At 69.8% G+C, this 24948-nt stretch carries 24 protein-coding genes; 9 read left to right on the forward strand and 15 right to left on the reverse strand.

Annotated features, from left to right (window positions below; translation table 11 throughout):
• Window position 1 precedes the first annotated feature (1 nt).
• From AC4D2F_RS04405 to argS, 10 genes are all read right to left on the reverse strand, one after another.
• Complete coding sequence (locus tag AC4D2F_RS04405; RefSeq protein ID WP_490909625.1) at window positions 2-721, reverse strand: L-threonylcarbamoyladenylate synthase; 720 nt, start codon at window positions 719-721, stop codon at window positions 2-4.
• Window positions 722-789: 68 nt separating this feature from the next.
• Window positions 790-1731 (reverse strand): glycosyltransferase, encoded by a 942-nt coding sequence (locus AC4D2F_RS04410; RefSeq protein ID WP_490909626.1) that lies wholly within the window; start codon window positions 1729-1731, stop codon window positions 790-792.
• Complete coding sequence (prmC, locus tag AC4D2F_RS04415) at window positions 1728-2600, reverse strand: peptide chain release factor N(5)-glutamine methyltransferase (RefSeq protein ID WP_490909627.1); 873 nt, start codon at window positions 2598-2600, stop codon at window positions 1728-1730. The genes AC4D2F_RS04410 and prmC overlap by 4 nt, the downstream gene beginning before the upstream one ends.
• A gap of 2 nt (window positions 2601-2602) precedes the next feature.
• The gene (gene prfA, locus AC4D2F_RS04420; protein ID WP_490909628.1) at window positions 2603-3682 is read right to left on the reverse strand and encodes a peptide chain release factor 1; all 1080 of its coding nucleotides are present in this window, start codon (window positions 3680-3682) and stop codon (window positions 2603-2605) included.
• A 183-nt stretch (window positions 3683-3865) separates the two neighbouring features.
• Window positions 3866-6055, reverse strand: coding sequence for a transcription termination factor Rho (rho, locus tag AC4D2F_RS04425; protein ID WP_490909629.1), 2190 nt, complete (start codon window positions 6053-6055; stop codon window positions 3866-3868).
• A 330-nt stretch (window positions 6056-6385) separates the two neighbouring features.
• Window positions 6386-7369, reverse strand: a complete 984-nt coding sequence (gene thrB, locus AC4D2F_RS04430; RefSeq protein WP_490909630.1) for a homoserine kinase — start codon at window positions 7367-7369, stop codon at window positions 6386-6388.
• A 1-nt stretch (window position 7370) separates the two neighbouring features.
• Window positions 7371-8474 (reverse strand): threonine synthase, encoded by a 1104-nt coding sequence (gene thrC / locus AC4D2F_RS04435; protein WP_490909631.1) that lies wholly within the window; start codon window positions 8472-8474, stop codon window positions 7371-7373.
• Complete coding sequence (locus AC4D2F_RS04440) at window positions 8475-9806, reverse strand: homoserine dehydrogenase (protein WP_490909632.1); 1332 nt, start codon at window positions 9804-9806, stop codon at window positions 8475-8477.
• The gene (locus AC4D2F_RS04445; protein WP_490909633.1) at window positions 9803-11365 is read right to left on the reverse strand and encodes a diaminopimelate decarboxylase family protein; all 1563 of its coding nucleotides are present in this window, start codon (window positions 11363-11365) and stop codon (window positions 9803-9805) included. Before AC4D2F_RS04445 ends, AC4D2F_RS04440 begins: the two co-directional genes overlap by 4 nt.
• 5 nt (window positions 11366-11370) lie before the next feature.
• A complete protein-coding gene (gene argS / locus AC4D2F_RS04450) occupies window positions 11371-13011 on the reverse strand; it encodes an arginine--tRNA ligase (protein WP_104165682.1) in 1641 nt (546 codons plus the stop codon).
• Window positions 13012-13225: 214 nt separating this feature from the next.
• Here argS and AC4D2F_RS04455 point away from each other — a divergent pair, with 214 nt between their 5' ends.
• The 7 genes from AC4D2F_RS04455 (at window position 13226) to AC4D2F_RS04485 (ending at window position 18289) form a co-directional block, all read left to right on the forward strand.
• The gene (locus AC4D2F_RS04455) at window positions 13226-13750 is read left to right on the forward strand and encodes an FMN-binding protein (RefSeq protein WP_490909634.1); all 525 of its coding nucleotides are present in this window, start codon (window positions 13226-13228) and stop codon (window positions 13748-13750) included.
• Between the two features lie 10 nt (window positions 13751-13760).
• Window positions 13761-14621 carry an FAD:protein FMN transferase gene (locus AC4D2F_RS04460; protein ID WP_490909635.1) on the forward strand — a complete coding sequence of 287 codons (861 nt, stop codon included), beginning with the start codon at window positions 13761-13763 and terminating at the stop codon, window positions 14619-14621.
• The gene (locus AC4D2F_RS04465; protein WP_490909636.1) at window positions 14618-16129 is read left to right on the forward strand and encodes an FAD-dependent oxidoreductase; all 1512 of its coding nucleotides are present in this window, start codon (window positions 14618-14620) and stop codon (window positions 16127-16129) included. The genes AC4D2F_RS04460 and AC4D2F_RS04465 overlap by 4 nt, the downstream gene beginning before the upstream one ends.
• Window positions 16130-16228: 99 nt before the next feature.
• On the forward strand, window positions 16229-16624 hold the full coding sequence (locus AC4D2F_RS04470; protein WP_104165690.1) for a VOC family protein: 396 nt from the start codon (window positions 16229-16231) through the stop codon (window positions 16622-16624).
• Between the two features lie 65 nt (window positions 16625-16689).
• Window positions 16690-17106: a hypothetical protein gene (locus tag AC4D2F_RS04475; RefSeq protein ID WP_490909637.1), complete on the forward strand. Its 417-nt coding sequence runs from the start codon at window positions 16690-16692 to the stop codon at window positions 17104-17106.
• Window positions 17107-17111: 5 nt separating this feature from the next.
• A complete protein-coding gene (locus tag AC4D2F_RS04480) occupies window positions 17112-17693 on the forward strand; it encodes a tetratricopeptide repeat protein (protein ID WP_490909638.1) in 582 nt (193 codons plus the stop codon).
• 56 nt (window positions 17694-17749) lie between these two features.
• Window positions 17750-18289 (forward strand): tetratricopeptide repeat protein, encoded by a 540-nt coding sequence (locus AC4D2F_RS04485; protein ID WP_490909639.1) that lies wholly within the window; start codon window positions 17750-17752, stop codon window positions 18287-18289.
• 43 nt (window positions 18290-18332) lie between these two features.
• On the opposite strand, the gene AC4D2F_RS04490 is transcribed toward AC4D2F_RS04485, so the two are convergent.
• Window positions 18333-19283 carry an NAD(P)-dependent alcohol dehydrogenase gene (locus AC4D2F_RS04490; protein WP_490909640.1) on the reverse strand — a complete coding sequence of 317 codons (951 nt, stop codon included), beginning with the start codon at window positions 19281-19283 and terminating at the stop codon, window positions 18333-18335.
• Complete coding sequence (locus tag AC4D2F_RS04495; protein ID WP_490909641.1) at window positions 19280-19801, reverse strand: hypothetical protein; 522 nt, start codon at window positions 19799-19801, stop codon at window positions 19280-19282. The genes AC4D2F_RS04490 and AC4D2F_RS04495 overlap by 4 nt, the downstream gene beginning before the upstream one ends.
• A 412-nt stretch (window positions 19802-20213) precedes the next feature.
• On the opposite strand from AC4D2F_RS04495, the gene AC4D2F_RS04500 reads away from it, so the two are divergent.
• Together AC4D2F_RS04500 and AC4D2F_RS04505 are read left to right on the forward strand one after the other, a co-directional pair.
• Window positions 20214-20942, forward strand: coding sequence for an ABC transporter ATP-binding protein (locus AC4D2F_RS04500; RefSeq protein ID WP_490909642.1), 729 nt, complete (start codon window positions 20214-20216; stop codon window positions 20940-20942).
• Window positions 20939-21700, forward strand: a complete 762-nt coding sequence (locus AC4D2F_RS04505) for an ABC transporter permease (protein WP_490909643.1) — start codon at window positions 20939-20941, stop codon at window positions 21698-21700. Before AC4D2F_RS04500 ends, AC4D2F_RS04505 begins: the two co-directional genes overlap by 4 nt.
• A 63-nt stretch (window positions 21701-21763) precedes the next feature.
• Here AC4D2F_RS04505 and AC4D2F_RS04510 read toward each other — a convergent pair whose 3' ends face one another.
• The 3 genes from AC4D2F_RS04510 to AC4D2F_RS04520 all read right to left on the reverse strand — a co-directional run bounded on the left by AC4D2F_RS04510 (window position 21764) and on the right by AC4D2F_RS04520 (window position 24923).
• The gene (locus tag AC4D2F_RS04510; RefSeq protein WP_490909644.1) at window positions 21764-22744 is read right to left on the reverse strand and encodes an alpha/beta fold hydrolase; all 981 of its coding nucleotides are present in this window, start codon (window positions 22742-22744) and stop codon (window positions 21764-21766) included.
• Between the two features lie 447 nt (window positions 22745-23191).
• Window positions 23192-23992, reverse strand: coding sequence for an ABC transporter permease subunit (locus tag AC4D2F_RS04515; RefSeq protein WP_490909645.1), 801 nt, complete (start codon window positions 23990-23992; stop codon window positions 23192-23194).
• Window positions 23985-24923, reverse strand: a complete 939-nt coding sequence (locus AC4D2F_RS04520; RefSeq protein WP_490909646.1) for an ABC transporter ATP-binding protein — start codon at window positions 24921-24923, stop codon at window positions 23985-23987. The genes AC4D2F_RS04515 and AC4D2F_RS04520 overlap by 8 nt, the downstream gene beginning before the upstream one ends.
• Between the last annotated feature and the right edge of the window lie 25 nt (window positions 24924-24948).

A 24948-nucleotide genomic window follows, 5' to 3' on the forward strand; every position in this document is an offset into this window, starting at 1 on the left:
CCTACTGCCCGGCGGCGGGCTCGGACCTACTGCCCGGCGTCCCCGCGTCCGGCCCGGCCGGGGTCCCGCCGTCGATCCCTACGACGCCGGGCACCACGTCCCGCAGCTGCTCGAGCGACACGGTGCCCTGCCGGACCACCCGGAGCACCTCCCCCGTCGTGTCGACGATGGTGGATCCCGTGCCTCCGGCGTCGGCCCGCGGCCCGGCGTCGAGGTAGACGGCCACCGACTCGGCGAGCTGCTCGGCGGCCTCTGCGGCCGTCGTCGCGGCCGGCCGGCCCGTCCGGTTCGCGGAGGACACCGCGAGCGGTCCCGTGAGCGTCAGCAGTTCGAGGGCGACGTCGTCGTCGGGCATGCGGAGCGCGACGGTCCCGAGGGTGTCGCCCAGGTCCCAGGTGAGTGACGGTTGTGCCAGGCAGATGAGGGTGAGGCCACCGGGCCAGAACGCCTCGGCGAGACGGCGGGCGTCGGGGTGGATCTCGGTCGCCAGGCCGTCGAGCGTTTGGATCCGCGGGATGAGCACCGGCGGTGGCATGTTCCGTCCGCGTCCCTTGGAGGCGAGCAGGGTGGCCACGGCCTGCGGCGAGAAGGCGTCCGCCCCGATGCCGTAGACGGTGTCGGTCGGCAGGACGATGCATTGCTTGAGCGCTACCGCGCGCTGGGCGGCCGCCAGCCCTTCGCTTCGCTGGGTGGGCTCGGAACAGTCGTAGCTCGTTGTCACCCGATCATCCTTTCACTGCTACCCGCGGCCATGCACATCGGCGCATCCGCCGGCCGGCCGGCGGGCGATCAGGACGGGGGCGGCGGCCCGAAGCCGGTGCCGCGGAGCCCCGCGGAATACGCCGTGAACCACGCGCGCAGGCCGGTGAGGTCGCGCTGCGTGATGAAGTAGTAGGGGAAGCCGATGACGTCCGCCCCGAACCACCGGAGGTTGCGGTACTTGCGGGCGAGGTAGGCGCGGTTCCGGAAGTAGGAGAAGCGCTTGAAGTCGCCGTCGGGGATCACCGGGGTGATGAAGCCACCGAAGATCGGCTTCATCTCCGACCACGTGGCCGGGTGGCGCACCGCGACGGTCGCGAGCGTCCCGTACCTCAGGCCGGCCTTCCGCACGCGCGCCAGGAAGTCCACCTCGTCGCCGCGGATGAAGAACTTCATGTCCGGCAGGCCGATCTTCGAGAACACGTCCGCGCGGATCAGCGCGCCGTTGAAGAAGTGCACCATGTCGGGCAGGTAGCCCCTGGACTCGAGCACGGCGCGGTCGTTGGTCAGCAGCCCGTTGATGCGGAAGTTGAAGGACAGCCGCGAGGGGTCCGACGTCGCGGCGACGAGCGGGCTCACGATGTCGAGGTCGTGTTCCAGCGCGGCCTCCAGCAGCTCGGCGAGGCAGCGCCCGTCCTCGGGGTGGCCGTCGTCGTCCATGAGCCAGATCCACTCCGCTCCGCTCGCGATGGCCGCGAGGACGGCGAACGCGAAGCCCCCTGCTCCGCCGAGGTTGGCCTCCGACCGCAGGTAGTGGATGGTGCCGCCGGCCGCCGTGGCGGCGTCGACGACGTCCGTCGCGGGCTTCGTCCCCGAGTCGACGAGGGCCACGGTCCCGATCGGCGCGGTCTGCTCCGCGAGGGACCGCAGGAGCTGTGCCAGCTCGTCGTGCCGGTCGTAGGTGACCGCTGCGACGGCGACCGTCGCCTGCGGGGCGGCGTCCGGCCGTCCGGGTGGGGTGTGCTCCGTCATCGGTGTGCCTCTCGGGGGGTGTCGGGGGATGTGCGGGCGGTCGTCGACACGGCACTCGTGGCGCGATCGCGGCCGCTGAGGTCCTGATGCGTGGTGATCGCGGTCCAGGCGCCCGTCCGCTCGAGGTAGGCGGCGACCCACGGCGCCTGCACCTCCGCGTGCTCCATCACGAAGTACCCGCCGGGCCTGAGCAGGCGGGCCGCGGACCGGGCAGCCGCGCGGGGCAGTTCCATGCCGTCCGCTCCCCCGCCGTACAGCGCCATCCGTGGATCGTGCTCGGCGACCTCCGGTTCGTTGGGGACGGCCTCCGCGGGGATGTAGGGCGGGTTGGAGACCACGACGTCGAAGGTCCCATCGTGCTCCGGCAGGGCGGTGGCGAGGTCGCCCTGCACCAGGTGGACCCCGAAGCGCGCGAGGTTCGGTCCCGCCCAGGCGAGTGCGAGGTCGCTGAGTTCGACGGCGTACACCTGGGCGCCGGGCACCTCGTCGGCGACGGCGGCGGCGATCGCCCCGGACCCCGTGCCGAGGTCGACGATCCTGGGCGCGGCGAGACCCAGCGCCCGATCGATCACGAGTTGCGCGACGGTCTCGGTCTCCGGCCGCGGGACGAAGACACCGGGCCCGACGGACAGGTCGACGCGGCGGAAATGGGCCACCCCCGTCAGGTGCTGCAGCGGCACGCGCCGGGCACGCTCGTCGACGAGGGCCTGGAAGCCTTCGGGGACGGGCGTGCCGATCAGGGCCAGGGCACGCACCCGACCGCGTGAGACTCCCAGCAGGTGGGCGGCCAGCAGCTCGGCGTCGACCCGCGGACTGGGCACCCCCGCCGAGCGCAGCTGCCGTTCGGCGGCCCGCAGGGCCTCCTCCACGGCTACTCGTCCGCGCCGATGGCGTCCAGGCGGGCCTGCTCGTCCATCTCGATGGCCGACTGCACCACCGGTTCCAGGTCGCCGTTCATGACGGCGTCCAGGTTGTAGGCCTTGTAGCCGGTCCGGTGGTCGGCGATCCGGTTCTCCGGATAGTTGTACGTGCGGATGCGCTCCGAGCGGTCCATCGTCCGGATCTGCGACTTCCGGATGTCCGAGTTCGCGGCGTCGATCTTCTCCTGCTCGTGGGCGAGGATGCGTGAGCGGAGTACCCGCATCGCGGCCTCGCGGTTCTGCAGCTGGGACTTCTCGTTCTGCATCGCGACGACGATCCCGGTGGGGAGGTGCGTGATGCGAACGGCCGAGTCGGTGGTGTTCACGGACTGGCCGCCCGGGCCCGAGGACCGGTAGACGTCGATCTTGAGGTCGTTCTGGCTGATCTCCACCTCTTCGGGCTCGTCCACCTCGGGCAGGACGAGCACGCCCGCGGCCGATGTGTGGATGCGGCCCTGCGACTCGGTGACGGGTACGCGCTGGACGCGGTGCACCCCGCCCTCGAACTTGAGGCGGGCGTAGACGCCCTCCGCGGGGTCGTTCGAGGACCCCTTGATGGCCATCTGGACATCCTTGTAGCCGCCGAGATCCGACTCGTTGGCGGAGAGGAGCTCGGTCTTCCAGCCACGGGACTCGGCGTAGCGGGTGTACATGCGCAGCAGGTCGCCGGCGAACAGTGCGGCCTCGTCGCCGCCCTCACCGCCCTTGACCTCGATGATGACGTTGCGGCTGTCGTTCGGATCGCGCGGGATCAGGAGCCGGCGCAGCTTCTCCTGCGCTGTTGCGAGCTGCTCCTCGAGGACGGGGACCTCGGCCGCGAACTCGGGATCCTCGGACGCCATGCCGCGGGCCGCCTCGAGGTCGTCGTCGAGCGCGCTCCAGCGGTTGTGCGCGTCGACGATGCGCCCCAGCTCGGCGTACCGGCGTCCGAGCCTCCGGGCCAGCGCCTGGTCGGCGTGGACGGCCGGGTCGGCGAGCTGGTCCTGCAGCTCGGAGTGTTCGTCGAGCAGGCCCTGGATGGACTCAAACATCGGATGTACCTCTTTCGGCTTGTGCAGCCAGTCTACGAAGGTCGAGAAGGCAGAGAGGACCACGCGGCGGTGCTCCATCCGGCCGATCCAGCCGTCTCGACGCAGGATGCCGGTTAAAGGAGGAAGCCGTCCGGGACGAGCCGGCCAGGATATGGCCCGCTCGTCCCGGACGGCTGCCCGGTGCTAGTCGGAGTCCTTGGAGCCCAGGGTGGTCTTCTGGACCTGCATCAGGAACTCGACGTTGGACTGCGTCTCCCGGATCTTGTTGGTGAGCAGCTCCAGTGCCTGCTGGGTCTCGAGACCCGACAGCACGCGGCGCAGCTTCCACATGATCTTGACCTCGTCGGGCGAGAGCAGGTTCTCCTCGCGACGCGTGCCGGAGGCATTGACGTCGACGGCGGGGAAGATGCGCTTGTCGGCGAGGTTCCGCGAGAGGCGGAGCTCCATGTTGCCGGTGCCCTTGAACTCCTCGAAGATGACCTCGTCCATCTTGGAACCGGTCTCCACGAGGGCGGTCGCGAGGATGGTGAGCGAGCCACCGTTCTCGATGTTGCGCGCGGCACCGAAGAAACGCTTCGGCGGGTACAGCGCCGCGGAGTCGACGCCACCGGAGAGGATACGGCCCGACGCCGGAGCGGCCAGGTTGTAGGCGCGGCCGAGGCGGGTCATGGAGTCGAGGAGGACGACGACGTCCATGCCCATCTCCACGAGGCGCTTGGCGCGCTCGATGGAGAGTTCGGCGACCGTGGTGTGGTCGTCGGCGGGGCGGTCGAACGTCGAGGCGATGACCTCTCCCTTGACCGTCCGCTGCATGTCCGTGACTTCTTCGGGACGCTCGTCGACCAGGACCATCATGAGGTGGACCTCAGGATTGTTGATCGTGATGGCGTTGGCGATCGCCTGCAGGATCAGGGTCTTGCCGGCCTTGGGCGGCGACACGATCAGGCCGCGCTGGCCCTTGCCGATCGGGGCCACGAGGTCGATCACGCGGGGACCGATCTTCTTCGGGTCCGTCTCGAGGCGCAGACGGTCGGAGGGGTAGAGCGGCACGAGCTTCGCGAACTCGACGCGGTCCTTCAGCTCCTCGGCAGGCTTGCCGTTGATGGAGGTGACGCGGACCAGGGCGTTGAACTTCTGGCGTGCGCTGGCCTGGGTCTCGCCCTCGCGGGGGGCGCGGATGGCGCCCACGACGGCGTCGCCCTTGCGGAGGTTGTGCTTCTTGACCTGGGCGAGCGAGACGTAGACGTCGTTCGGGCCCGGCAGGTAGCCGGAGGTGCGCACGAAGGCGTAGTTCTCGAGGACGTCGAGGATGCCCGCGACGGGCAGCAGGACGTCGTCGTCGGTGACCTCGACGTCGTCGACCTCGGGGTTCTGGTTCCGGCCACGACGGCGGTCGTTGCGCTCGTTGCGGTCGCGGAACCGGCTGTTGCGGTCCTCGGGGCCGTTACCACCGTTGCGGTTCGCACGGTTGCGGCGGTTGCGCCCGCGACCCTCGTCCTCGTTGGAGCCGTTGCGGTTGTCACTGCGCTCGTTGCCGCTGCGGCCGCCGTCGTTCTGGCCGTCGTTGGTCGACTGGCTGGTCGACGGGCTGTTGAACTGGCTGCCCGACTGGCCGTTCGACTGGTTGCCGGACTGGTTGTTGGAGCCGTTGCCCGAACGGTCGTCGTCGCGACCGTTGCGGGAACGGCTGCGTCGCTCACCGCGGTCGCTGCGCGCGTCGCCCTGCTGCCCGGACGGGGACTCGGCCTGCGCCTCGCCCTGCCCGGCGTTCTGGGACTCGCCCTGCGAACCGTTCACGGACTCGTTCTGGCCCGACTGCGCGTCCGGGCGGTCCTCGCCGCGACGGTTGCGACGGTTGCGCTGGTTACGCCCGCCGTTCTCGCGGTCACCGCGGTCCTGCTGCTCGGAGCCCGAGCCGTCCTCGGCGCCGTCCCGCGACGGGGCTTCGGCCTGGTCGGCGGTCTCGGTCGTCGGCACGGACACGACGCCGTCGCTGCCTGCTCGGCGGTTGCGGTTGCGGGTGCGGGGCTGGCGCTCGGCCGGGGCGGACTGCGCGTCCTGGTCCTGGCCGTCCTCTGCCCCGCCCGGGGTGCCCGCCGTGGCCGGGCGCTCGGCGTCGGCGCTGCGCTCGGTGCGGACGCTGGGGGCCTTCTGGCGGTCGGCGACCGCGGAGCCGCGCTGGTGGTCCGAGATCGCGGAGACGAGATCGCTCTTGCGCATCCTCGATCCACCGGTGATGCCGAGCTGACCGGCAAGCGCCTGCAGCTGGGCGAGCTTCAGGCCGGCAAGACCGCTGCTCTTGGAAGTTGTTGCGCCGGTTTCTTCAGCGTCTTGGGTGGCCACACCTGGTAACAGGTCAGTGGTTTCAGTCACGAAGGATCCTTCCCCCTCGTCGGGCGGCCACATGATCAGTGGTCCGCGGTGGTTTGCCCCGTGCCGCATATGAAGCAGGCGGGGGATCAGCCGAACCGGATGAGATCCGGCAGACCTGGGTGATGCTGGGAGCCTGAGAATGTCCCTGCGCGGGAGGTTGAGTCCATACGCTCCGGGATAGATCGGAGGCTACACCGTCAGGATGTGCTGCTGCTGATGGGACCTGCAGTGTTGCGGCGGTCCAGACAGGACGGCCGACTCAACAGAAGCACACGGTACTTCCCGAAACGTACTCTTCGAGATGCACAGTAGGTCGGCGTGACCGCCTCGCTACCCCTGGTGCCCTCTTATTTTAGCACCTTCCCGCTCCACTGCCAGCCGGAGGACCCGCCACGCCCCCGGCGTGTCGCCGGTATCGATCAGGCGTCGGAGTTCCCCCTCGGCGGCGTCGGCACCGGACTCCCCCACGGCGAGGGTCAGCACGCTGGGTCCCGCCCCGGAGATGGTGCTGGCGAACCCGGCGGCACGCAGCCCGCGCAGCAGGGTGGCACTCGGCAGCATGGCCGGGGCGCGGTAGTCCTGGTGGATCGCATCCTGCGTGGCGGGGAACAGCAGGGACGGATCGGTGCCGAGCGCGTGCACGATCAGGGCTGCCCGCCCGGCGTTGGCGGCGGCACTGGCGTGGGACACCGACGCCGGCAGCAGCGCCCGGGCGCTCTCGGTGGACAGCGCCCGGTCCGGAACCGCGAGGATCGGGATGACGTCCGGGTGCACCTCGACGCGCGTGCTGTGGAACGCCCGCCCGCTCTCCCAGGAGATCGCGAGGGCGCCCACCAGGGCGGGAGCCACGTTGTCCGGGTGTCCCTCGATCGAGGCCGCCCACTGCAGGAGGTGTGCGGCGTCCGTGCGTTCCCCGACCGGCAACAGCGCGTTGCCTGCGAGGACCCCCGCGACGATCGCCGAGGCCGAGGACCCCATGCCCCTGCCGTGCGGGATCACGTTCACCGTGTCGAGTTCGAGCCCCGGAGCGCGGCGCCCCGCCCGGTGGAGGGTGCTGATCAGGGAGCGTGCCACGAGGTGGCTCCCGTCGAGCGGCAGGTCGCCGGCGCCCTCCCCGGTGGGTCGCACCGTCACCGAACCCGAGGTCGTCGTGCGGACGCGCACGGTGTCGTAGAGCGAGAGAGCGAGTCCGAGCGCGTCGAAGCCCGGTCCGAGGTTCGCGCTCGTCGCGGGGACCCTGACCTCGACGTCCTGGCCGGCGTCGACGGTCGGGAGGTCGAGCACATCCTCCGGCAGGGGTGCCGCGTGCAGCATGTCAGTCCTCGAGTCCCAGCGCGGCGGCGACGCTCACGACGTCGAACTCCACCTTGGTGGGCTCCACGTCGGCACCGTCGGCGGTCCGCAGCGCCCACTGGGGGTCCTTGAGGCCGTGGCCGGTGACGGTGATGACGATCGTCTTGCCCTCCGGGACGAGGCCCTCGGCGTGCTTCTTCAGCAGGCCGGCCACGCCCGCGGCGGACGCGGGCTCCACGAAGACGCCTTCGCGGGAGGACAGCCAGCGGTGGGCGTCCAGGATCTGGTCGTCGGTCACGGCCTCGATGAGTCCGCCGGACTCGTCACGTGCGGCGACCGCGAAGTCCCACGACGCCGGGTTGCCGATGCGGATGGCGGTCGCGATGGTGTCCGGCTCGGTGATGGGGTGCCCCTTGACGAGCGGTGAGGCGCCCTCCGCCTGGAAGCCCCACATGATCGGGGTGTGCGTGGCGACGGCGGGGAGCTCCCCGTGGTACATGGAGTCGTAGGGCGCGGCGTACTCCTTGTAGCCCTTCCAGTACGCGCTGATGTTGCCGGCGTTGCCCACGGGCATCAGGTGGTAGTCCGGGGCGTCGCCGAGGGTGTCGACGACCTCGAAGGCCGCCGTCTTCTGACCCTCGAGCCGCGCGGGGTTCACCGAGTTCACGAGGAACACCGGGTACGCCTCCGCGAGCTTCCGGGCGACGTCGAGGCAGTTGTCGAAGTTGCCGTTGACCTGCAGCAGCTGCGCGCCGTGGGCGATCGCCTGGCTCAGCTTGCCCATCGAGATCTTGCCATCCGGCACGAGCACGGCGCACGTGATGCCGGCCTGCGTGGCGTAGGCGGCGGCCGAGGCGGAGGTGTTGCCCGTGGACGCGCAGACCACGGCCTTCGCCCCGGCGGCGACGGCGGCGGTCATCGCCATGGTCATGCCGCGGTCCTTGAAGGACCCCGTGGGGTTCATCCCCTCGACCTTGAGGTAGACGGTGGACCCCGTCAGCTCGCTCAGGTGCCGGGCGTGCACGAGCGGCGTGCCGCCTTCGCCGAGGGTGATGACCTCGGTGGCGTCGGTGACAGGCAGGCGTTCTGCGTATTCGCGGATGACTCCGCGCCACTGGTGGGCCACTTAGATTCCCTCTACTCGGAGCACGGATGAGACGGCGGTGATGACGTCGAGCGCGGCGACCTGCCGGACGGTCGCGGCGAGGGACGCCTCGGGCGCGCGGTGGGTGACGATGCGCAGCTCGGCGGTGGTGGCGCCGTCGGGTCCGCCCTGGTGGATGCGCTGGCGCATCGTCTCGATGGAGACGCCGTTCTCGGCGAAGATCTGGGCGATCCGGGCCAGGACGCCCGGCTGGTCCGCGACCTCGAGCCCGATGCAGTAGCTCGTGCGGACGGTGTCGATGCCGAGCGGCGGGACGTGCCCGGTGGTGGTCTCGGTGCGGCCCGGGCCGCCGAGCACCATGCGGCGGGCGGCACTGACGACGTCGCCCAGCACCGCCGAGGCCGTGGGGGTGCCGCCGGCGCCCTGGCCGTAGAACATCAGTTCCCCGGCGTTCTCCGCCTCGATGAACACGGCGTTGAAGGCACCGCGGACGGCGGCCAGCGGGTGGGAGCGCGGCAGGAGGGTGGGGTGGACGCGCACGCCGATCCCGGCCTCACCGGCGTCGTCGGTGAGGATCTCCGCGATCGCCAGCAGCTTGATGACGTAGCCGTCCTCCGCCGCGGCCGCGATGTCGTCGGCCGTGACCGAGGTGATGCCCTCGCAGTGGACGTTGTCGAGGGCGAAGCGTGTGTGGAAGGACAGGGAGGCGAGGATCGCGGCCTTCGCGGCGGCGTCGTGGCCCTCGATGTCGGCCGTGGGATCCGCCTCGGCGTAGCCGAGGTCCTGGGCTGCCTTCAGCGCATCCGCGAACTGGGCTCCCGTGGAGTCCATCTGGTCGAGGATGTAGTTGGTGGTGCCGTTGACGATGCCGAGCACCCGGGTGATGCGGTCGCCGGAGAGGCTGTCCCGGATGGGCCGCAGGATCGGGATCGCACCGGCGACGGCGGCCTCGTAGGAGAGCTGGACGCCGGCGGCGTCGGCCTGCTCGTAGAGCTCGGGGCCGTCCTGCGCGAGGAGCGCCTTGTTGCCGCTGACCACCGTCGCCCCGTGCTCGATCGCGCGGAGGATCAGCGACTTGGCCGGCTCGATGCCACCCATGAGTTCGATGACGATGTCGGCGTCCTCGACGAGCTTCTCGGCGTCGAGCGTCAGGAGCCCGGCGGGCAGCCGGACGTCGCGCTCGGCGTCCAGGGTGCGGACGGCGACCCCGATGAGTTCGAGGGGCGCTCCGGCACGGCGGCCGAGGTTCTCCGCGTCCTCGAGCAGGATGCGGGCAACCTGCGAGCCGACGTTGCCGCAGCCGAGCAGGGCGACGCGGAGGGGCTGGCGGGAAGGCGTGGCTGGAGTGTTCATGCGGTCCGAGGGGCTCCTGGTTCCGGGGCGGGCAAGGCGGGGTCGTGCGGGGCCGGGTGACGCTGGACGTCCCTGCGGAACAGGTCCTCCTCGGTCTCGCCGCGCACGATCAGCCGGGCACGGCCGTCGGCCACCGCCACGACGGGCGGACGGGTCAGGTAGTTGTAGTTGCTCGAGAGCACCCAGCAATAGGCTCCGGTGCCCGGCACGGCGAGGAGGTCACCGGCACCGGTGTCCTCGGGGAGGTAGACGTCCCGCACCACAATGTCACCGCTCTCGCAGTGTTTCCCAACCACGCGGGAGAGCACGGGGTCCGCCTCGGGCGTCCGGGACGCGAGGACGGCCGAGTAATCCGCGCCGTAGAGCACCGGACGGGCGTTGTCGCTCATGCCGCCGTCCACCGACACATAGCGTCGCGGGTGCGTAACGGAGGCGTCCTGCAGCTCCTCGGAGCCGTGGGCCGCGGCGTCCACCCGGACGGTCTTCGTGGTGCCGGCGGTGTACAGCGTGAACGTCGTGGGGCCGACGATGGCGCGGCCCGGTTCGATCGAGATCCGGGGGACCTGCAGGCGCAGCTCGCGGCAGGTCGCGCCGACGACGGACGCCATGGCGCGGGCGATCTCCGCTGCCGGTCGCGGCTCGTCCTCCTCGGTGTAGGCGATGCCGTAGCCGCCGCCGAGATCGAGTTCGGTGAGCTCGACGCCGTGCCGGTCCCGGACCTCCGCGAGGAAGCCGAGCAGCCGCTGCGCCGCCAGTTCGAAGCCCTCGGGCTCGAAGATCTGGGACCCGATGTGGCAGTGCACACCGAGGAGGTTGATGCCCGGGTGGGCGAGGGCGTCCGCGACGGCGCGCGCGGCGGGTGACGAGGCGCCGTCGTCCTCTGGCGGGCGTCCTCCCCCGACCTGGCCCGGGCCCTGCTCGGTGGTCAGCGACAGGCCGAACTTCTGGTCCTCGTGCGCCGTGGCGATGAACTCGTGGGTGGAGGCGTGGACCCCCGGCGTCAGGCGGAGCATGACGTTGGCGCGGCGCCCGCGCTGCACGGCCAGGTCTCCCACGAGGGCGACCTCCTGCAGGCTGTCGACGACGATCCGGCCGAGGTCGGCGTCGATGGCGCGCGTGATCTCCGCCGCCGACTTGTTGTTCCCGTGCAGCCCGAGCCGGTGGCCGGGCATGCCGGCGCGGAGGGCGACGGCGAGCTCGCCGCCGGAGCAGGTGTCGAGCCCGAGTCCCTCCTCCCGCACCCAGTGGGCCACCTCGGTGCACAGGAAGGACTTGCCCGCGTAGAACACGTCCACCCCTCCGCACAGGTCGCGGAAGGCCTCGTTGAAGGCGTCGCGGAACGTGGCGGCACGCGAGCGGAAGTCGCGCTCGGACATGACGAACAGCGGGGTGCCGTAGTCCGCGGCGAGATCGGCCACGGAGACGCCGTCGACGCGCAGGACGCCGTCGTCGCCGCGCTCCACGTCCTCGGCCCACAGCTTCGGCTCCAGCCGGGCCTGGTGCTCAGGGAGCGACAGCCAGGCGGGCGCGAGCGGTGACGCTCCGTCCGGCGCGGTCATGCCGCTCACATCCTCTCCGGCGCGGAGACACCGAGGAGGTCGAGGCCGTTGGCCAGGACCTGCCGGGTGGCGTTGTTCAGCCAGAGGCGTGAGCGGTGGACGTCCTCGATCGGTGCGTCGCCGAGCGGCGCGACACGGCAGGCGTCGTACCAGCGGTGGTAGGTGCCGGCGATCACCTCGAGGTGGCGGGCCACGCGGTGCGGCTCCCGGAAAGTGGCGGCCTGAGCGACGACGCCGGGGAACTGGCCGAGCGCGGCCAACAGCTCACCCTCCGTGGGGTGGCTGAGCGACGCCGCGTCGAAGGAGCCGGTGTCCACTCCCGCCGAGACCGCGTTGCGGGCGACGGCGTGGGTCCTGGCGTGGGCGTACTGCACGTAGAACACGGGGTTCTCGTTGGTGTTCTTCCGCAGCAGCTCAGGATCGATGGACATGGCAGAGTCGGCCGGCGAGCGCCCCAGGGAGTACCGCAGCGCGTCCTTGCCCAGCCAGTCGAGCAGATCCCGCAATTCGATGATATTGCCGGCACGCTTGGAGAGCCGGGCGCCGTTCACCGACACCATCTGGCCGATCAGGACCTGGATGTTCTGTTCCATGTCGTCGCCGGCACAGGCTGCGATGGCCTTCAGGCGGCCGATGTAGCCGTGGTGGTCCGCCCCTAGGAGGTAGATCTTCTCGGGGAAACCACGGTCCTTCTTGGAAAGGTAGTAGGCGGCGTCGGAAGCGAAGTAGGTGGGTTCACCCTTGGCTCTGATGAGGACGCGGTCCTTGTCGTCACCGAAGTCGGTCGTACGGAGCCATACGGCGCCGTCCTCGTCGAAGACGTGTCCCTGTTCCCGCAGGCGGTCGACTGCCTGCTCCACGGCGCCGCCGTCGTGCAGCGCCGACTCCGAGAAGAACACGTCGAAGTGCACACCGAAGTCCGTCAGCGTCTCCTTGATGTCGGCCATCTGCGCTTCGTAGGCGAGGGCCCGCACGATCGGCAGCGCGGCGTCGTCGTCGAGGTCCGCCACGTCGGGGCGGGCGGCGAGCACCGTGCGGCCGAGATCGGCGATGTATTGGCCCGGGTAGCCGCCCTCGGGTGTCGGGCGGCCCTTGATGGTCGCGAGGACGGAGTCCGCGAAGTTGTTCATCTGCGTGCCGGCGTCGTTGATGTAGTACTCGGTGGTCACGTTCGCGCCGCTGGCCCGGAGGACGCGGGCGATGGAATCACCGAGGGCCGCCCAGCGTGTGTGGGCCAGGTGCAGCGGTCCGGTCGGATTCGCCGACACGAATTCCATGTTGACGGTGTGGCCCGCGAGCGCCTGGTTGGTCCCATAGGCAGGGCCCGCCTCGACGATCGTGCGGGCGAGCTCGCCCGCTGCTCCGGCGTCGAGCGTGATGTTGAGGAAGCCGGGGCCCGCGATCTCCACGCTCTTGACGCCCTCGATACCGGCGAGGCGCTCGCTGAGGATCTGGGCGAAGTCGCGGGGATTCATCCCCGCCTTCTTGCCGAGCTGCAGGGCGATGTTCGTCGCCCAGTCGCCGTGCTCACGATTCTTCGGCCGCTCGACCCGCACCTCCGAGGGAAGGTCGATGGTGAAGTCACCGGCCTCGACGGCGGCCTTCAGGCATGCGGAAATGGCGGCAGAGAGTTCTTCGGGAGTCACTCGTCCAGCATAGCGGCGCGGCCCCGGCCCCCCGGATTTTCGTGACGAGGGTCAAGCGCACGCGGAATCCACGGTTGAACCGTCCGCAGCGGCCACGGAAACGAATGGACGCATAGATCGTTGGGCTGACCACTGATGTTAGTTTCAGGTTCAATGATGTCGACGGTTCGGATGCCCGCTCCGTCCCGTCGCGGCACCCCGACAGGAGCACCCAGTGACCAGAACAGGCCTGACCCGAACGGCTGCCCGCGCGGCGGCCGGCACGCCCGGCTTCCCCCGCCATAGGAGGGTCCTGACGGCGCTCGCCGCCGTCTCGATCCTCGGCGCTGCAGGCTGCGCCGGCGCCGACGCAGAAGAACCCGCCCCAGGAGCGCCGGCCTCCGGACAGCCGGCGGCCGACGCCCCGGCCGAGACGTCGGCTGCCGGCGGATCCACCGGCGAGGCCTACAGGGACGGCACCTACACCGGGACGGGCAGCTACCAGTCCCCCGCCGGGCAGGAGGAGGTGGGCGTGACGCTCACGCTCGAGGCCGACGTCGTCACCGCCGTCGAGGTGGAGCCGATGCCCGACAACCCCACCACCACCGAGTACCAGGGCCGTTTCGCGGGCGGCATCTCCGACGTCGTCGTCGGGAAGAAGCTGGACGAACTCTCCGTGGACAAGGTGGCCGGTTCGTCCCTGACGAGCGGCGGGTTCAACGACGCCCTGGGCAAGATCAAGAACGAAGCGCAGCTCTAGGCGAGTCGGCGTGGCGGACTCCTTCGGCTTCGAGGCGATCGGCACCGGCTGGCGCGTGGACACCGGCGCTGCACTGGTGCCCGGCCAGCGGGCACAGCTGCTACGCCTTGCCGGGGAGTACGACGCCCTCTACTCGCGGTTCCGCGCCGACTCCGGCGTCACGGCCCTGGCCGCTGCCGGCGGCTCGCTGCCCCTGCCTCCCCACGGCGCGGAGCTCGGGCTCCTGCTGCGCTCGCTGTACGACCTCACGGACGGCGGCGTCTCGCCGCTCGTGGGTGACCCTCTCGCCGCGCTGGGCTACGACGCCGACTACTCGCTGACGCCCGCGAAGGAGCCTGCCCCCGCCCGGGCCTGGGACGACGTCCTGACCTGGACGGACGACGGCGTCACGCTGCGCGAACCGGCGATCCTGGACGTCGGTGCCGCCGGCAAGGGACAGCTCGTCGACCTCATGCTGGAGTACCTGTGCGCCGAGGGTCACGGGGACGTCGTCGTCGATGCCAGCGGGGACATGCGCAGGGCGGGCGACGGAACCATCACCGTCGCCCTCGAGCACCCCTACGACCCGTCGTCGGCGATCGGTGCGGTTCGCCTGGGGACCGGCGCGCTGTGCGCGTCCGCGTCGAACCGCCGAGCCTGGGGCGATGGCCTGCACCACGTCCTGGACGCGAGGACCGGCCGGAGCGTGGACACCGTCGTCGCGACCTGGGTTCTCGCGGAGGATGCGATGACCGCCGACGGCCTGTGCACCGCCCTGTTCCTCACCGATCCCGCGGACCTCGCGGGATCGTTCGAGTTCGACTACGTGCTGATGTACTCGGACGGACGCGCCCGCTATTCCGCACCCCTCGCAGGAGCCCTGTTCTCATGACCGCAGCACTCGACGGCCTCCTGGGCCGCATCACCATGTACCGGCTGACGCTGACACTCCTGGCGATCCTGACCGTCGAAGCGCTGGTCCTCTCGCTGGCCGGCCTGCTGGCGTTCACCCCCGCCGAGATCGGCGGAACCCTGGTGGCTGCCGTGGGCGGCACGATCATCGGCACCCGCCTGATGGCGCTGATCCTCCGGCTCCGGCCCCACGGCGAGTCCTCGCTCATCACGGGACTGATCCTGTTCCTGATCATGTTCCCGTCGGGCACGGGAGCCGGACTCGGGGGCATACTCGCCGCGGGCGTGGCGGCAGGAGCCTCGAAGTTCCTGCTGGCCGTCAGGGGACGCCATGTCTTCAATCCGGCGGCGACGGGGGCAGTTGTCGCCACCCTCCTCGGAGTGGGGGTTGCCGGGTGGTGGGTCGCGAACGCCTACATGCTCCCCGTCGTCGCGGTCGGCGGTGCGCTCCTGCTCCACCGGACGCGGAGGATGTCCATGGCGGCAGCATTCCTCGTGGTCACCGTCGGCATCCTGCTCTACGGCCTGGTGCAGAACGGCATGATGCCCGGAGCCGGCCTCCAGCTCATCCTGACCTCGTACCCTGTGCTGTTCCTGCTCGGCTTCATGATGACGGAGCCGCTGACCCTGCCGCCGCTCCGGTGGCAGCAGTGGCTCGTCGCCGCCGTCGTGGGCGTGGTGTTCGCCCTTCAGCTGTCCATCGGCCCGGTGTTCCTCGGGCCCGAGTTCGCCCTCGTGCTCGGCAATGCCGTCGCGTTCGCCATGGGGCAGCGCCGGGGCGTGCGGCTGTCCCTTGCGGGAAGGCGGCAGTTGACTCCGACCAGCACGGAGCTGGTCTTCGCGACCCGGCGCCCCGTACGGTTCCGGGCCGGGCAGTACATGGAGCTGGACCTGCCGCATCGCGGGGTCGACGGCCGCGGCAGCCGCCGGGTCTTCAGCATCACCTCCGCGCCGCAGCGGCGCGATGCCGTGACGTTCGGCCTGCGGACCACGGAGGCGGGCAGCTCCTTCAAGAACGCCCTCCTCGACCTCCCGGACAACGCGCAGGTCACCGGGACGCTCGTCGGGGGCGACTTCCGCCTCCCCCGCGATCCGGCGGTCCCGGTCCTGCTGGTGGCCGGAGGTATCGGCGTGACGCCGTTCATCAGCCAGCTCCGTGACCTCGGCGAGCGCGGCGAGGAACGCGACGTCGTGCTCGTCTATGCGGTCCGCAGCGAGCAGGAGATCGCCTTCCGCGACGAGCTGACCGGCCTGGGGACGCGCGTCGTGCTGTACATGCCGACGTCCGGTGATGCCCCGGCCCTGCCCGCGGGGTGGACCCTCGCGGGGGCCGAGCCGACGGCGGACAACCTCCTCGCGGCGGTGCAGGACCTCCCCCGCCGCAGGGTCCTCGTCTCGGGCTCCCCCGCCTTCATCGGACGCCTGCGTGCGGCGGTACGCACGGCGGGCGTCTCCCGTGTGACCACGGACGCCTTCCTGGGCTATTGAGCCGACGGTTGATCGGCAGCCCGGTTCGGGGCCTGTTCCGCACCCGCGATGCGGCATACTCTGGGCCTCACGGTGGTCGGTGAGGAAGAGGAGTGAGCGATGAAGATAGCCCTGACGAGTCTGTTCGTCGATGACCAGCGGGAGGCACTCGCCTTCTACACCGATGTGCTGGGCTTCGTGAAGCGCCAGGACATCCCTCTCGGCATCCATTCCTGGCTCACCGTGGTGTCCCCCGAATCGCCCGACGGACCCGAGTTGCTCCTGGAGCCGTCCAGCCACCCGGCGGTGAAGCCGTACCGGGACGCCCTTGTCCATGACGGCATCCCGCTGGCCCAGTTCGCGGTCGCGGACGTCGAGGCCGAGCACGCCCGACTGACCGGCCTGGGCGTGGTCTTCACCCAGCCGCCGCTCGACATCGGCGCCGCCGTCGTCGCGATCTTCGATGACACGTGCGGCAACCTCATCCAGCTCATGGAACCGAAGCCGGACGAGTGATCGCTCCCGACTCCGGTGCCGGGGTTCACCGCCTTCGACGACCGAGGGGGCGCGGCGCGTGGTCCGTGCCAGCCGCCCTTGCCGCGTGCGCCCTCTCGGGATGTGGCTACGGGTCCGTCTCCTGCCCCAGCTGGGCGGGCTTTCCGACGCCGCAGGAGAAGTACGACGCCGCCGACCTCGTGATCGTCACGTCGTCGAGCACGCGCGACGGGACAGCGCGCATCTTCGGGGTCGATGCCCACGCGTACGAGGTCCGGGCGGACGAGGTCCTGAAGGGCCGGGTCGATGGAGGAAGCGTGCGTATCTCGTCGATGCCCGACTCCTGCAGCGGCACCGCGGAGTACCCGGACGGCGACCCCCTGGATACCTCCGATGCTCTGCTCGTGTTCGCCACCCGGCAGGACGGCGAGTGGTTCACGCTGACACCGCTCGACGGCACCCTTCCCTACACGCAGGAAGCGGTCGATGCCCTCGCCGGATAGGTCTCGTGGCGACGAAGCACGTCGATCCCTCGGCGGGGCATCGGCGAGGTCGATCCGACCGTGCTCGTGCGACATGGCAAGCTGGCGGGATAGCTGACGCAGCGTGGCACCAGGCGATCGACCGCTTCTACGAGCAGGAGTTCGACGACGCCGATCCGCAGGGCTCGATCGCGAGGATGCGGGATCTCGTCTCGGTTCGGCCCGAGGGCGATGCAGAAGCACTTTTCGAGTTGGGCGGGGTCCACGATGCTCTCGGGCTCGAGAACGAGGCGATCCCGCTGTACCGGCGAGCCATCGGAGCAGGGCTGGAGGGCTCGAGCGCGCTGCGCGTCTCCATCCAGCTGGCGAGCACGCTGCGCAACACCGGCAACCCCGCCGAAGCCGTGGCGATCCTCGAATCGATGCCCGACGCCGGCGTCGATGAAGGCGCACGGCAGGCCTTCCTTGCCCTGGCACTGCATGACGCAGGCCGCCACGGGGACGCACTGAGGACAGCGCTCCTCGCCCTCATCCCCACCCTCGACGGTTACCGCAGGGCGCTCACCGACTACGCGGCTGAACTGCCGGGTACGGTCACGAAAAGCTGAGGGAGCCGCACCCCTCGGGACGGCATCCGGTGCGTCACCTGTGCGAGAGTGGCGCCATGACTCTGGATGACGAGCTCGACCTGATCGTCGGGCGTCGGGACCGCGACAACATGCGGCCGACCATCGATGCGCTGCTCCCCCTCCACGCCGCATACCCCGAGGATGCGCGCGTACTCTACGAGGTCGGCGGGGCCTACGACACCGCCGGCCGGGAGGACCTCGCGCAGGCATTCTATGAGAAGGCTCTTGCTGCCGGGCTCGAGGGGGACCTGCTGCGCAGGTGCTACCTCCAGTACGGATCGACGCTCAGGAATCTGGGCGAGTACGGGACGTCGCTCGAGGTCCTCGGAACCGCGCGCGGATTGTTCCCCGACTCCCCTGCCCTGGCGGTCTTCGAAGCCATCAGTCTGCAGGCTGCGGGCCGGTCGAACGAATCCGTCGCGTCACTGCTCGATCTGGTGGTGGCCCACCTCGGCGCTTCCGATATCGGGCGTTACGAAGCGGCGATCAGCGGCAACGCGGCCTGCATCCGCTCGATGGAAGGGGCCGTGGAACACCTTCCACGAGCAGTGGACACGGACGAGCCCCTGGCCTGATGGACTCACGGCAGGGTCCCGGACCTCCGGAGCGCGAGCGACGTCACGGGACAACGACCACCTTGCCGAGCGCGCGCCCCTCGCCGACATGGGTGAGGGCCTGCGGTACCTCGCCGAGCGGGAAGGTGCGGTCGATGTGGATGTCGAGATCGCCGTCGATGCACTGCTGCGCGACGGGTTCGAAATGCGCTGGGCCCTGTCTGACAGCGAGGACGCCGAGCCGCCGCCCGGTGAGGAAGCCCGAAGCGGCTCCGACGGCGACAACCTGCAGGAGCGTTCCCACGGTTCCGCCCACGCAGAGATACCGGCCGCCGCGGGTCAGCGCCCTCCGGTAGGCGAACGCGGATCGCTGGGCGACAAGATCGAGCACCAGGTCGTAGGGCTCGAGTCTGGTGAAGTCCTGGCGGCGGTAGTCGATCACCTCGTCGGCCCCGAGGTTCCGCATGAAGTCGAGCTTGCCGGCGTTGTCCACGCCTGTCACGTGTGCGCCCGAGAGCCTGGCGAGCTGGATCGCGAAGGATCCCGAGCCGCCGCCCGCCCCGTTGATCAGCACGCGCTGCCCGTGGTGCGCGCGGGCGGTTCCCTGGAGAGCGATCGAGCCTGCCTGCGGTAGCGTCGAAGCCTCCGCGAACGTCAGCTCGGCAGGCTTGTGGGAGAGCGCGGCGGCGGGGACCACTGCGTACTCGGCGAAGCCGCCCTTGAGTCCCAGATTGTCGCCGTACACCTCATCGCCGACCCGGAACCGGGTGACGCCGGAGCCGACGGCGGTCACGCGTCCGGCGATGTCGGAGCCGAGCACCGGGCGGGCCGGGGCGCGCAGCCCGCCGAGCCGTGCGTACATCGGCTTGCCGCGAAGCCCCTCCCAGTCCGACAGATTGACCGACGTCGCAGCGACCTCGACGAGCACCTGATGTGCTCTGGGCGTCGGCATCGGGATATCGCTCAGCCTCAGCACGTCCGGTGGGCCGTAGCGCTCGTAGACGACGGCCTTCACGCGGCTCTACCCTCCAGGCAATACACGGAACCGACCATGCGCATCAGGATACTCACGCTGGAAGGAGGCGGATCGAGGGCACGGCCCTCCGGACCGAGCACCGCACCGAGGCTGAGCGTGGTCAGCGCCGCGAGGACGATCCCCACGAGCTCCCGGCCCTTGGGCGGAGCGCCGCCCGTCCTGAATCCCTCGGCGGGTGAATGACCCCCGGTTCCCGGCAGATACCGGATGGTCAACGCCGTCAGCAGCCCACAGAGCACCAACCACGGAACAGGCCACCACGCAGGAGCGGGACCCCCGAGGAACTGATCCGGCAGCCCGACGAAGACGAACTGCTGGACCGCCGCGACCGAAGCGAGAAAGCCGTACGCAATGATCGAGATGGGAACACCCAGAACCGCTGCCAGAACGAGCGCAGCGATGTAGGCCCTGGAACGAATCACGGCAATCGGATCGATACCGGGCGGTGATACGGCCGCCCCGCTCCTTCCCGGCAACCCGACACGCAGGCAGCCCACGTTCGCCCGGAAGGCGGACTCCCCGTGGACTGAGGCACCGAAGTACTCGACAGAACGATGTCGGTGCGCCCTTGCTCGCAGGTGGGCATCCCTTCTCCTTCCGCCGCCCACACGGTTGCCAAGCTATTGCTTTCGGTGCACGCGACCATCACCAGTTGCGGGTGAATCAGAACCAGACCCCCCGCCCGATGAAGGCACCGTCGCCGCGCTCGTCCTGTACTCCACACAGCCGAATACCTTCACACCTTCGCCGGCTCTGCCCTGGCAGACGCCGCGTTCCTTCGCTGCCTTGATCCTGTCGGCCCACCGGCGGTACCGCCGTCGGGCGAACGTGAGGTCCGCGAGCCGTCATGGATCGTCCTCGGTCGGGGTTGTCTATCGCGGGCGGATCGGGTCTCCTAGGGTATGAAGCATGGACGACGTCGGCGGGTTGCGCGCGGACCGGGTGCGCCGCCGGCTGGGTGACACGCTCGCCCTCGATGGGGTTTCGCTCGCTGTCGAGCCCGGGCAGGTGCATGCCCTGGTAGGCCTCAATGGTGCGGGCAAGACCACTCTCCTGCGTGTGCTGCTCGGCATGCTCAGTGTTGACTCCGGATCGGTCACGCTCGGCGGTGTTGCGCTCTCCGGGGTCGAGCCCGCGGCATGGGCGGGGGTCGGGCACACTCTCGAGACGGCTTTTGCGTACCCGGAGCTCGATGTACGGCAGAATCTGGAGATCGCCGCGCGTCTTCGCCTCGTCGGGTCGGACCGGATCGACGGAATGGTCGAGTGGTCTCTGTCTGCCTTCGAACTCGGTGCGTATGCCGGGGTGGCCGCGCGGCGGCTCTCGCAGGGCAACCGGCAGCGGGTCGGGCTCGCGGCGGCGCTGCAGCACGCGCCGGGCACCGTCGTGCTCGACGAGCCGTCCAACGCGCTCGACCCCGCCGGCGTTCTCCTGCTGCGCGAGACCCTGCTGCGACGTCGCGATGATGGCGCCGCGATTCTCGTGTCCAGTCACCACCTCGACGAGGTCGCCCGGATCGCGGACCGCATCACGCTGATGAACAGGGGACGTGTCATCGGCAGCCTCGATCCCGACACCCTCGACCTCGAACGCTCCTTCTTCTCCGCGGTACACGCCGACGACGAGGCACGACGATGAAGTACCTCGGCGTCGCGTTCGCCGTCGAGGCGCGGAAGGCCGCGGCTTCCCAGGTCTTCCGTACGATCACGTGGCTGCTCCTGGCCGGCCTCGGCGTGCTGAGCGGCAGCCTCGTGCTGGCCGTGCAGGCCGGCAACGAGCAGGTCGCCGGGCAACTCGGACCGCTCGGCGCCCTCGACGGCTGGCCATTGCTCATCGGCGCGGTGATGCAGATTGCGGCCGCCGGAGGGCTGCTCGCATTCGGCGTCGCCGTGAGTTGGATCGTTGCACGTGAGTTCGCCGATGGAACGATCACCGGCCTCTTCGCACTCCCCATCCGCCGGTCGACCATCGCGGTCGCGAAACTCGCGGTGTTCCTCGTCTGGGCGGTGATGGTCGCGCTCGGGCTGACGGTGACGACGGGGCTGCTCGGAGTGCTGCTGGGATACGGGCTTCCTACGTACGAGAGCGGTTTCGCTTTGCTCCGGTTGTTTGTGCTGTCGGTGTTCACCGCGCTCTCGGCGGCGCCCGCGGGCTGGGCCGCGACGCGCGGTCGCGGGATCCTGCCGGGCATCGCGGCCACGATCGTGATCCTCGTGATCGCTCAGGTGGGCGTGCTGTCCGGCCTGGGTGGATGGGCACTGTTCGGGGCTCCCGCCTTGTGGGCGATGACGCCAGGAGCCGTGACGCCGATCCAGCTTCTACCGACACTGCTCGCCTCCGCGGCATTCGCCGGTGCAACCGCCGTCGCCTGGAACCGGCTGCAGCTCGACCGGTGACAGGAGGCTCGCGTGTGCGACGCAACGGGACATCCCCATTTCGTCGATGTCTTCCGTCTTCACCTATTTCCTGGTGTCGTGCTGCTCGGAAGCCGGCTGCCGCCTGGTCCGGAGGCGGGCATGGGTGGCGTCGAGGTGGTTCGTGATCGCGGCCGTCACCATCGGCATGTCAGGGTAGGGGAACGGGTGACCGGCGTCCTTCAGCCACAGGCCGCGGGCGGACGGGATGGCTGCGGCGAGGCGGTGGCCGTGCTCGATCGGCAGGAGCGCGTCGGCGTTGCCGTGTATCACGAGGGTGGGTGCCGTGATGCCGGCCAGCAGGTGGTATCGGGAGCGGGTGACGGCGACAGCTGCCTGGTGCTGCAGCAGTGCGCGGAGGTTGAGTCCGTGTCGTTCCCGCAGGTCGTAGAGGATGATCCTGGTCCACTCTTCCACGTCGACGGGTTCGTCTCCGCCGTGCGCGACCAGTCCCGTCAGGAGCTCCTTCACGCGATTCGTTTCCCCACCGAGCAAGCGGTATCGCAGCAGTGGGAACCCCGCAATCGCAGACCGGATCAGCGGCCAGGTCCGAGGTCCGGGCATCGAGGGGTCGGTCGGGTCCGCCGAGGTGGACATGAGGGTGAGGGAGCGGACACGCTCAGGGTGGGCGAGCGCGACCTCCTGGGCGACGAATCCTCCGAGGGATAGCCCGACGACGTGGATCCTATCGACGCGGAGCTCGTCGAGGACGGCGATCGCATCGTTCGCCATGTCGATCAAGGAGTACGGGTGCTTCCGGCTCCAGCCTGTCATCCAACTGGACGCGCCGGTGCCCCGGTGGTCGTACCGGACCACGCGGTACCCCGCCGCCGCCAGCCCGCGCAGGAACGCGGGCGGCCAGAACAGGGAGCCCACACCGAGTGAGGAGTCGAGCAGTACGACACCCCTCTCCGCACCGACAGGAGGGAGGGACTCGTACCAGATCCGGACCCCGCCGGACCGGGCGTACCCCGATGTACCGCTGACGACTCCCGTCACGGGGCCGGCGCGGATGAGGGCAATCATTCTCCCGGTGCCGGGCGGCAGGCGAGGCCCTCGCCACGTCAGAAGCGCCGCGAGTCCGGCAAGCCCCGACGCCGCCGATGCAAGCACCACCCGTCTCCTCATCGGCTCAGCATAGAAGACACCAGCAGGTATGCGGGCCGGCCGGATGGGTTTCTCTCAGGGATACCAAGGGCTGCCTTCGAACGGAGTTATCTGTCCTCCTCGTGTCCAGCTTCGAACAACAGCATCCGGGTACGGCCACTCGAATCTCGCACCTCGAAAGGATGCAGCACGGCCGGTCGAACCATCACCACTCCCCGTGTGAACCGCAGCGGTAAGCGACGCTTTCTTGTAGCGCACCAGGCTCGGGCGGTGCGCGGCATCGCCCCCACCGTCGCTTGCAAGCGGCTGCAGCTCGGTCGGTGACAGGAGGGCACGGTGGCGCGACACGCCACCATGCCGAGGATGTCATCCGATAACGTCACGTCGTCGAAGCGCGATCGTCGCCAGGACGACCAGGACTGTGCTCACCCCCCACAGGAGCACAAGCCCTGCCCAGTCGGTGCCGTCGGTGAGCGGCCGGTCGCGGTACGCCCAGGAGTACGGTGAGACCGCGCGAAGCCACTGTGCGTCTGTCACCTGGTTCGCTATCGCGTTTCCCACGTATGCAAGGACGGCGATGCCCGCGCCGGCACCTACGGCGAGGATCCGTCGGCCCGTGACGGCGCCGACGAGAAGGGCGAACCCGCCCGCCAGGGCTGCGAGTCCGACAAGCGCCGCGGAGGTGCCCACTGCATCGGGCGGGTCGATGGCGAGTTCGGCTGGTTCGATGAGCATGACCACGATCGCCGCGGCGAGCAGCCCGAGCCAGGCCAGTCGAACGATCACCGACAGTGCCGACTCGAGTGCGACCTGCGTGCGGCTGACCCCGTGCGCGAGCGTGAGCTCGAGCTGGCCCGACTCCTCGGCGCCGGCAATCGCCGACGACCCCCAGGACACCGCGGCGATGACCAGCAGCAGGAATCCGATGAGCCCGTAGAACGTGCTCTGCACGTACCCCGGACCTGACGCGATCTGCTCGTAGCCGAGCGTTTTCACGAGCTCGGGCGGGAGACTGTCGATGATCTGCTGCATCTCACCGTTGCCTCCGATGCTCGGAAACAGTGGCAGGTACAGCAGCAGCGCGGCTGCGACCCCAAGACTCCAGCCCAGGAGTGAACGCCACGAGTCACCGAGCGAACGACGGAAGACCGGCAGGATTTTAGACATGAGCCGCCTCCTCGACGCTGCCGGAACCGTAGAGCTGGAGCACCGACTCCTCGAGATCCGGTTCCTCGACCGTGAGGTCGACAACCCGGTGGCGGGCCAGCAGCTTCACGAACGGATCGATGTCGCCCTCGACTTTCGCCGCGAGGCGCGCGATCCCACCGCCTCCGTCACCGGTGACGGCTATGTCGCTGAGTCCGGGCAGTTTCTCGAGGTCCCCGCGCAGCAGTGCAAGGGAGGTCCCGTCGACGCCCGCCCGCACATGCCGGATGCTGCTGAGGCGCAGCGAGTCGACGCGACCCTGAGCGACGATCCTGCCACCACTGAGCACCGCGACCTCGTCGGCGGTCTGCTGGATCTCACTGAGCACGTGCGAACTGAGCAGAACCGTCTGACCCGCGTCGCGCGCCTCGCGCACCATTTCAAGGAAGGTTCGCTGCACGAGTGGGTCGAGCCCGCTCGTCGGCTCGTCGAGCACCAGCAGTTCAGGGTGGTGCATGAATGCCTGGATGAGTCCGAGTTTCTGCTTGTTGCCCTTCGAGAGCGCGCGGACCGGTCGGTCGAGGTTCACGCCGAGCCGATCGGCGAGCCTGTCGATCGTCCCTGGTGGAACCGGACCGCTGATCTCGGCGAGATGCCGGAGCAGTTGCCGGCCCCGAAGGCGTCCCTCGAGCCGCAGTTCCCCGGGGACATAGCCGATACGCCGCCGGAAGGCCGGGCCGCCCTCGCCGGGCGTGGTACCCAGGATCCTCGCGGTTCCGGACGTCGGCCGGATGATGTCGAGCAGGATACGCAGGGTCGTGGTCTTGCCGGCCCCATTCGGGCCGATCAGTCCGAATACCGCCCCTGGTGTCACGTCGAGATCGAGGCCATGGAGTGCTTGATGTGCGCCGTAGCGTTTGGTCAGTTCGAAGGTTTCGATAGCAGGGATCATCGCCCCGTGTTCCTTTCGTGCGAAT

It is taken from the genome of Arthrobacter sp. TJ-263 (assembly GCF_058269155.1).

Excerpts from the sequence above, each read along its gene's own strand:
- AC4D2F_RS04500 (WP_490909642.1), top strand. The coding sequence starts at position 20,214 with ATGGACGACGTCGGCGGGTTGCGCGCGGACCGGGTGCGCCGCCGGCTG.
- AC4D2F_RS04515 (WP_490909645.1), bottom strand. The coding sequence starts at position 23,992 with ATGTCTAAAATCCTGCCGGTCTTCCGTCGTTCGCTCGGTGACTCGTGG.
- AC4D2F_RS04470 (WP_104165690.1), top strand. The coding sequence starts at position 16,229 with ATGAAGATAGCCCTGACGAGTCTGTTCGTCGATGACCAGCGGGAGGCA.
- thrB (WP_490909630.1), bottom strand. The coding sequence starts at position 7,369 with ATGCTGCACGCGGCACCCCTGCCGGAGGATGTGCTCGACCTCCCGACC.
- AC4D2F_RS04485 (WP_490909639.1), top strand. The coding sequence starts at position 17,750 with ATGACTCTGGATGACGAGCTCGACCTGATCGTCGGGCGTCGGGACCGC.
- AC4D2F_RS04440 (WP_490909632.1), bottom strand. The coding sequence starts at position 9,806 with ATGAACACTCCAGCCACGCCTTCCCGCCAGCCCCTCCGCGTCGCCCTG.
- AC4D2F_RS04520 (WP_490909646.1), bottom strand. The coding sequence starts at position 24,923 with ATGATCCCTGCTATCGAAACCTTCGAACTGACCAAACGCTACGGCGCA.
- AC4D2F_RS04510 (WP_490909644.1), bottom strand. The coding sequence starts at position 22,744 with ATGATTGCCCTCATCCGCGCCGGCCCCGTGACGGGAGTCGTCAGCGGT.
- AC4D2F_RS04445 (WP_490909633.1), bottom strand. The coding sequence starts at position 11,365 with ATGACCGCGCCGGACGGAGCGTCACCGCTCGCGCCCGCCTGGCTGTCG.
- AC4D2F_RS04505 (WP_490909643.1), top strand. The coding sequence starts at position 20,939 with ATGAAGTACCTCGGCGTCGCGTTCGCCGTCGAGGCGCGGAAGGCCGCG.
- AC4D2F_RS04465 (WP_490909636.1), top strand. The coding sequence starts at position 14,618 with ATGACCGCAGCACTCGACGGCCTCCTGGGCCGCATCACCATGTACCGG.
- AC4D2F_RS04410 (WP_490909626.1), bottom strand. The coding sequence starts at position 1,731 with ATGACGGAGCACACCCCACCCGGACGGCCGGACGCCGCCCCGCAGGCG.
- prfA (WP_490909628.1), bottom strand. The coding sequence starts at position 3,682 with ATGTTTGAGTCCATCCAGGGCCTGCTCGACGAACACTCCGAGCTGCAG.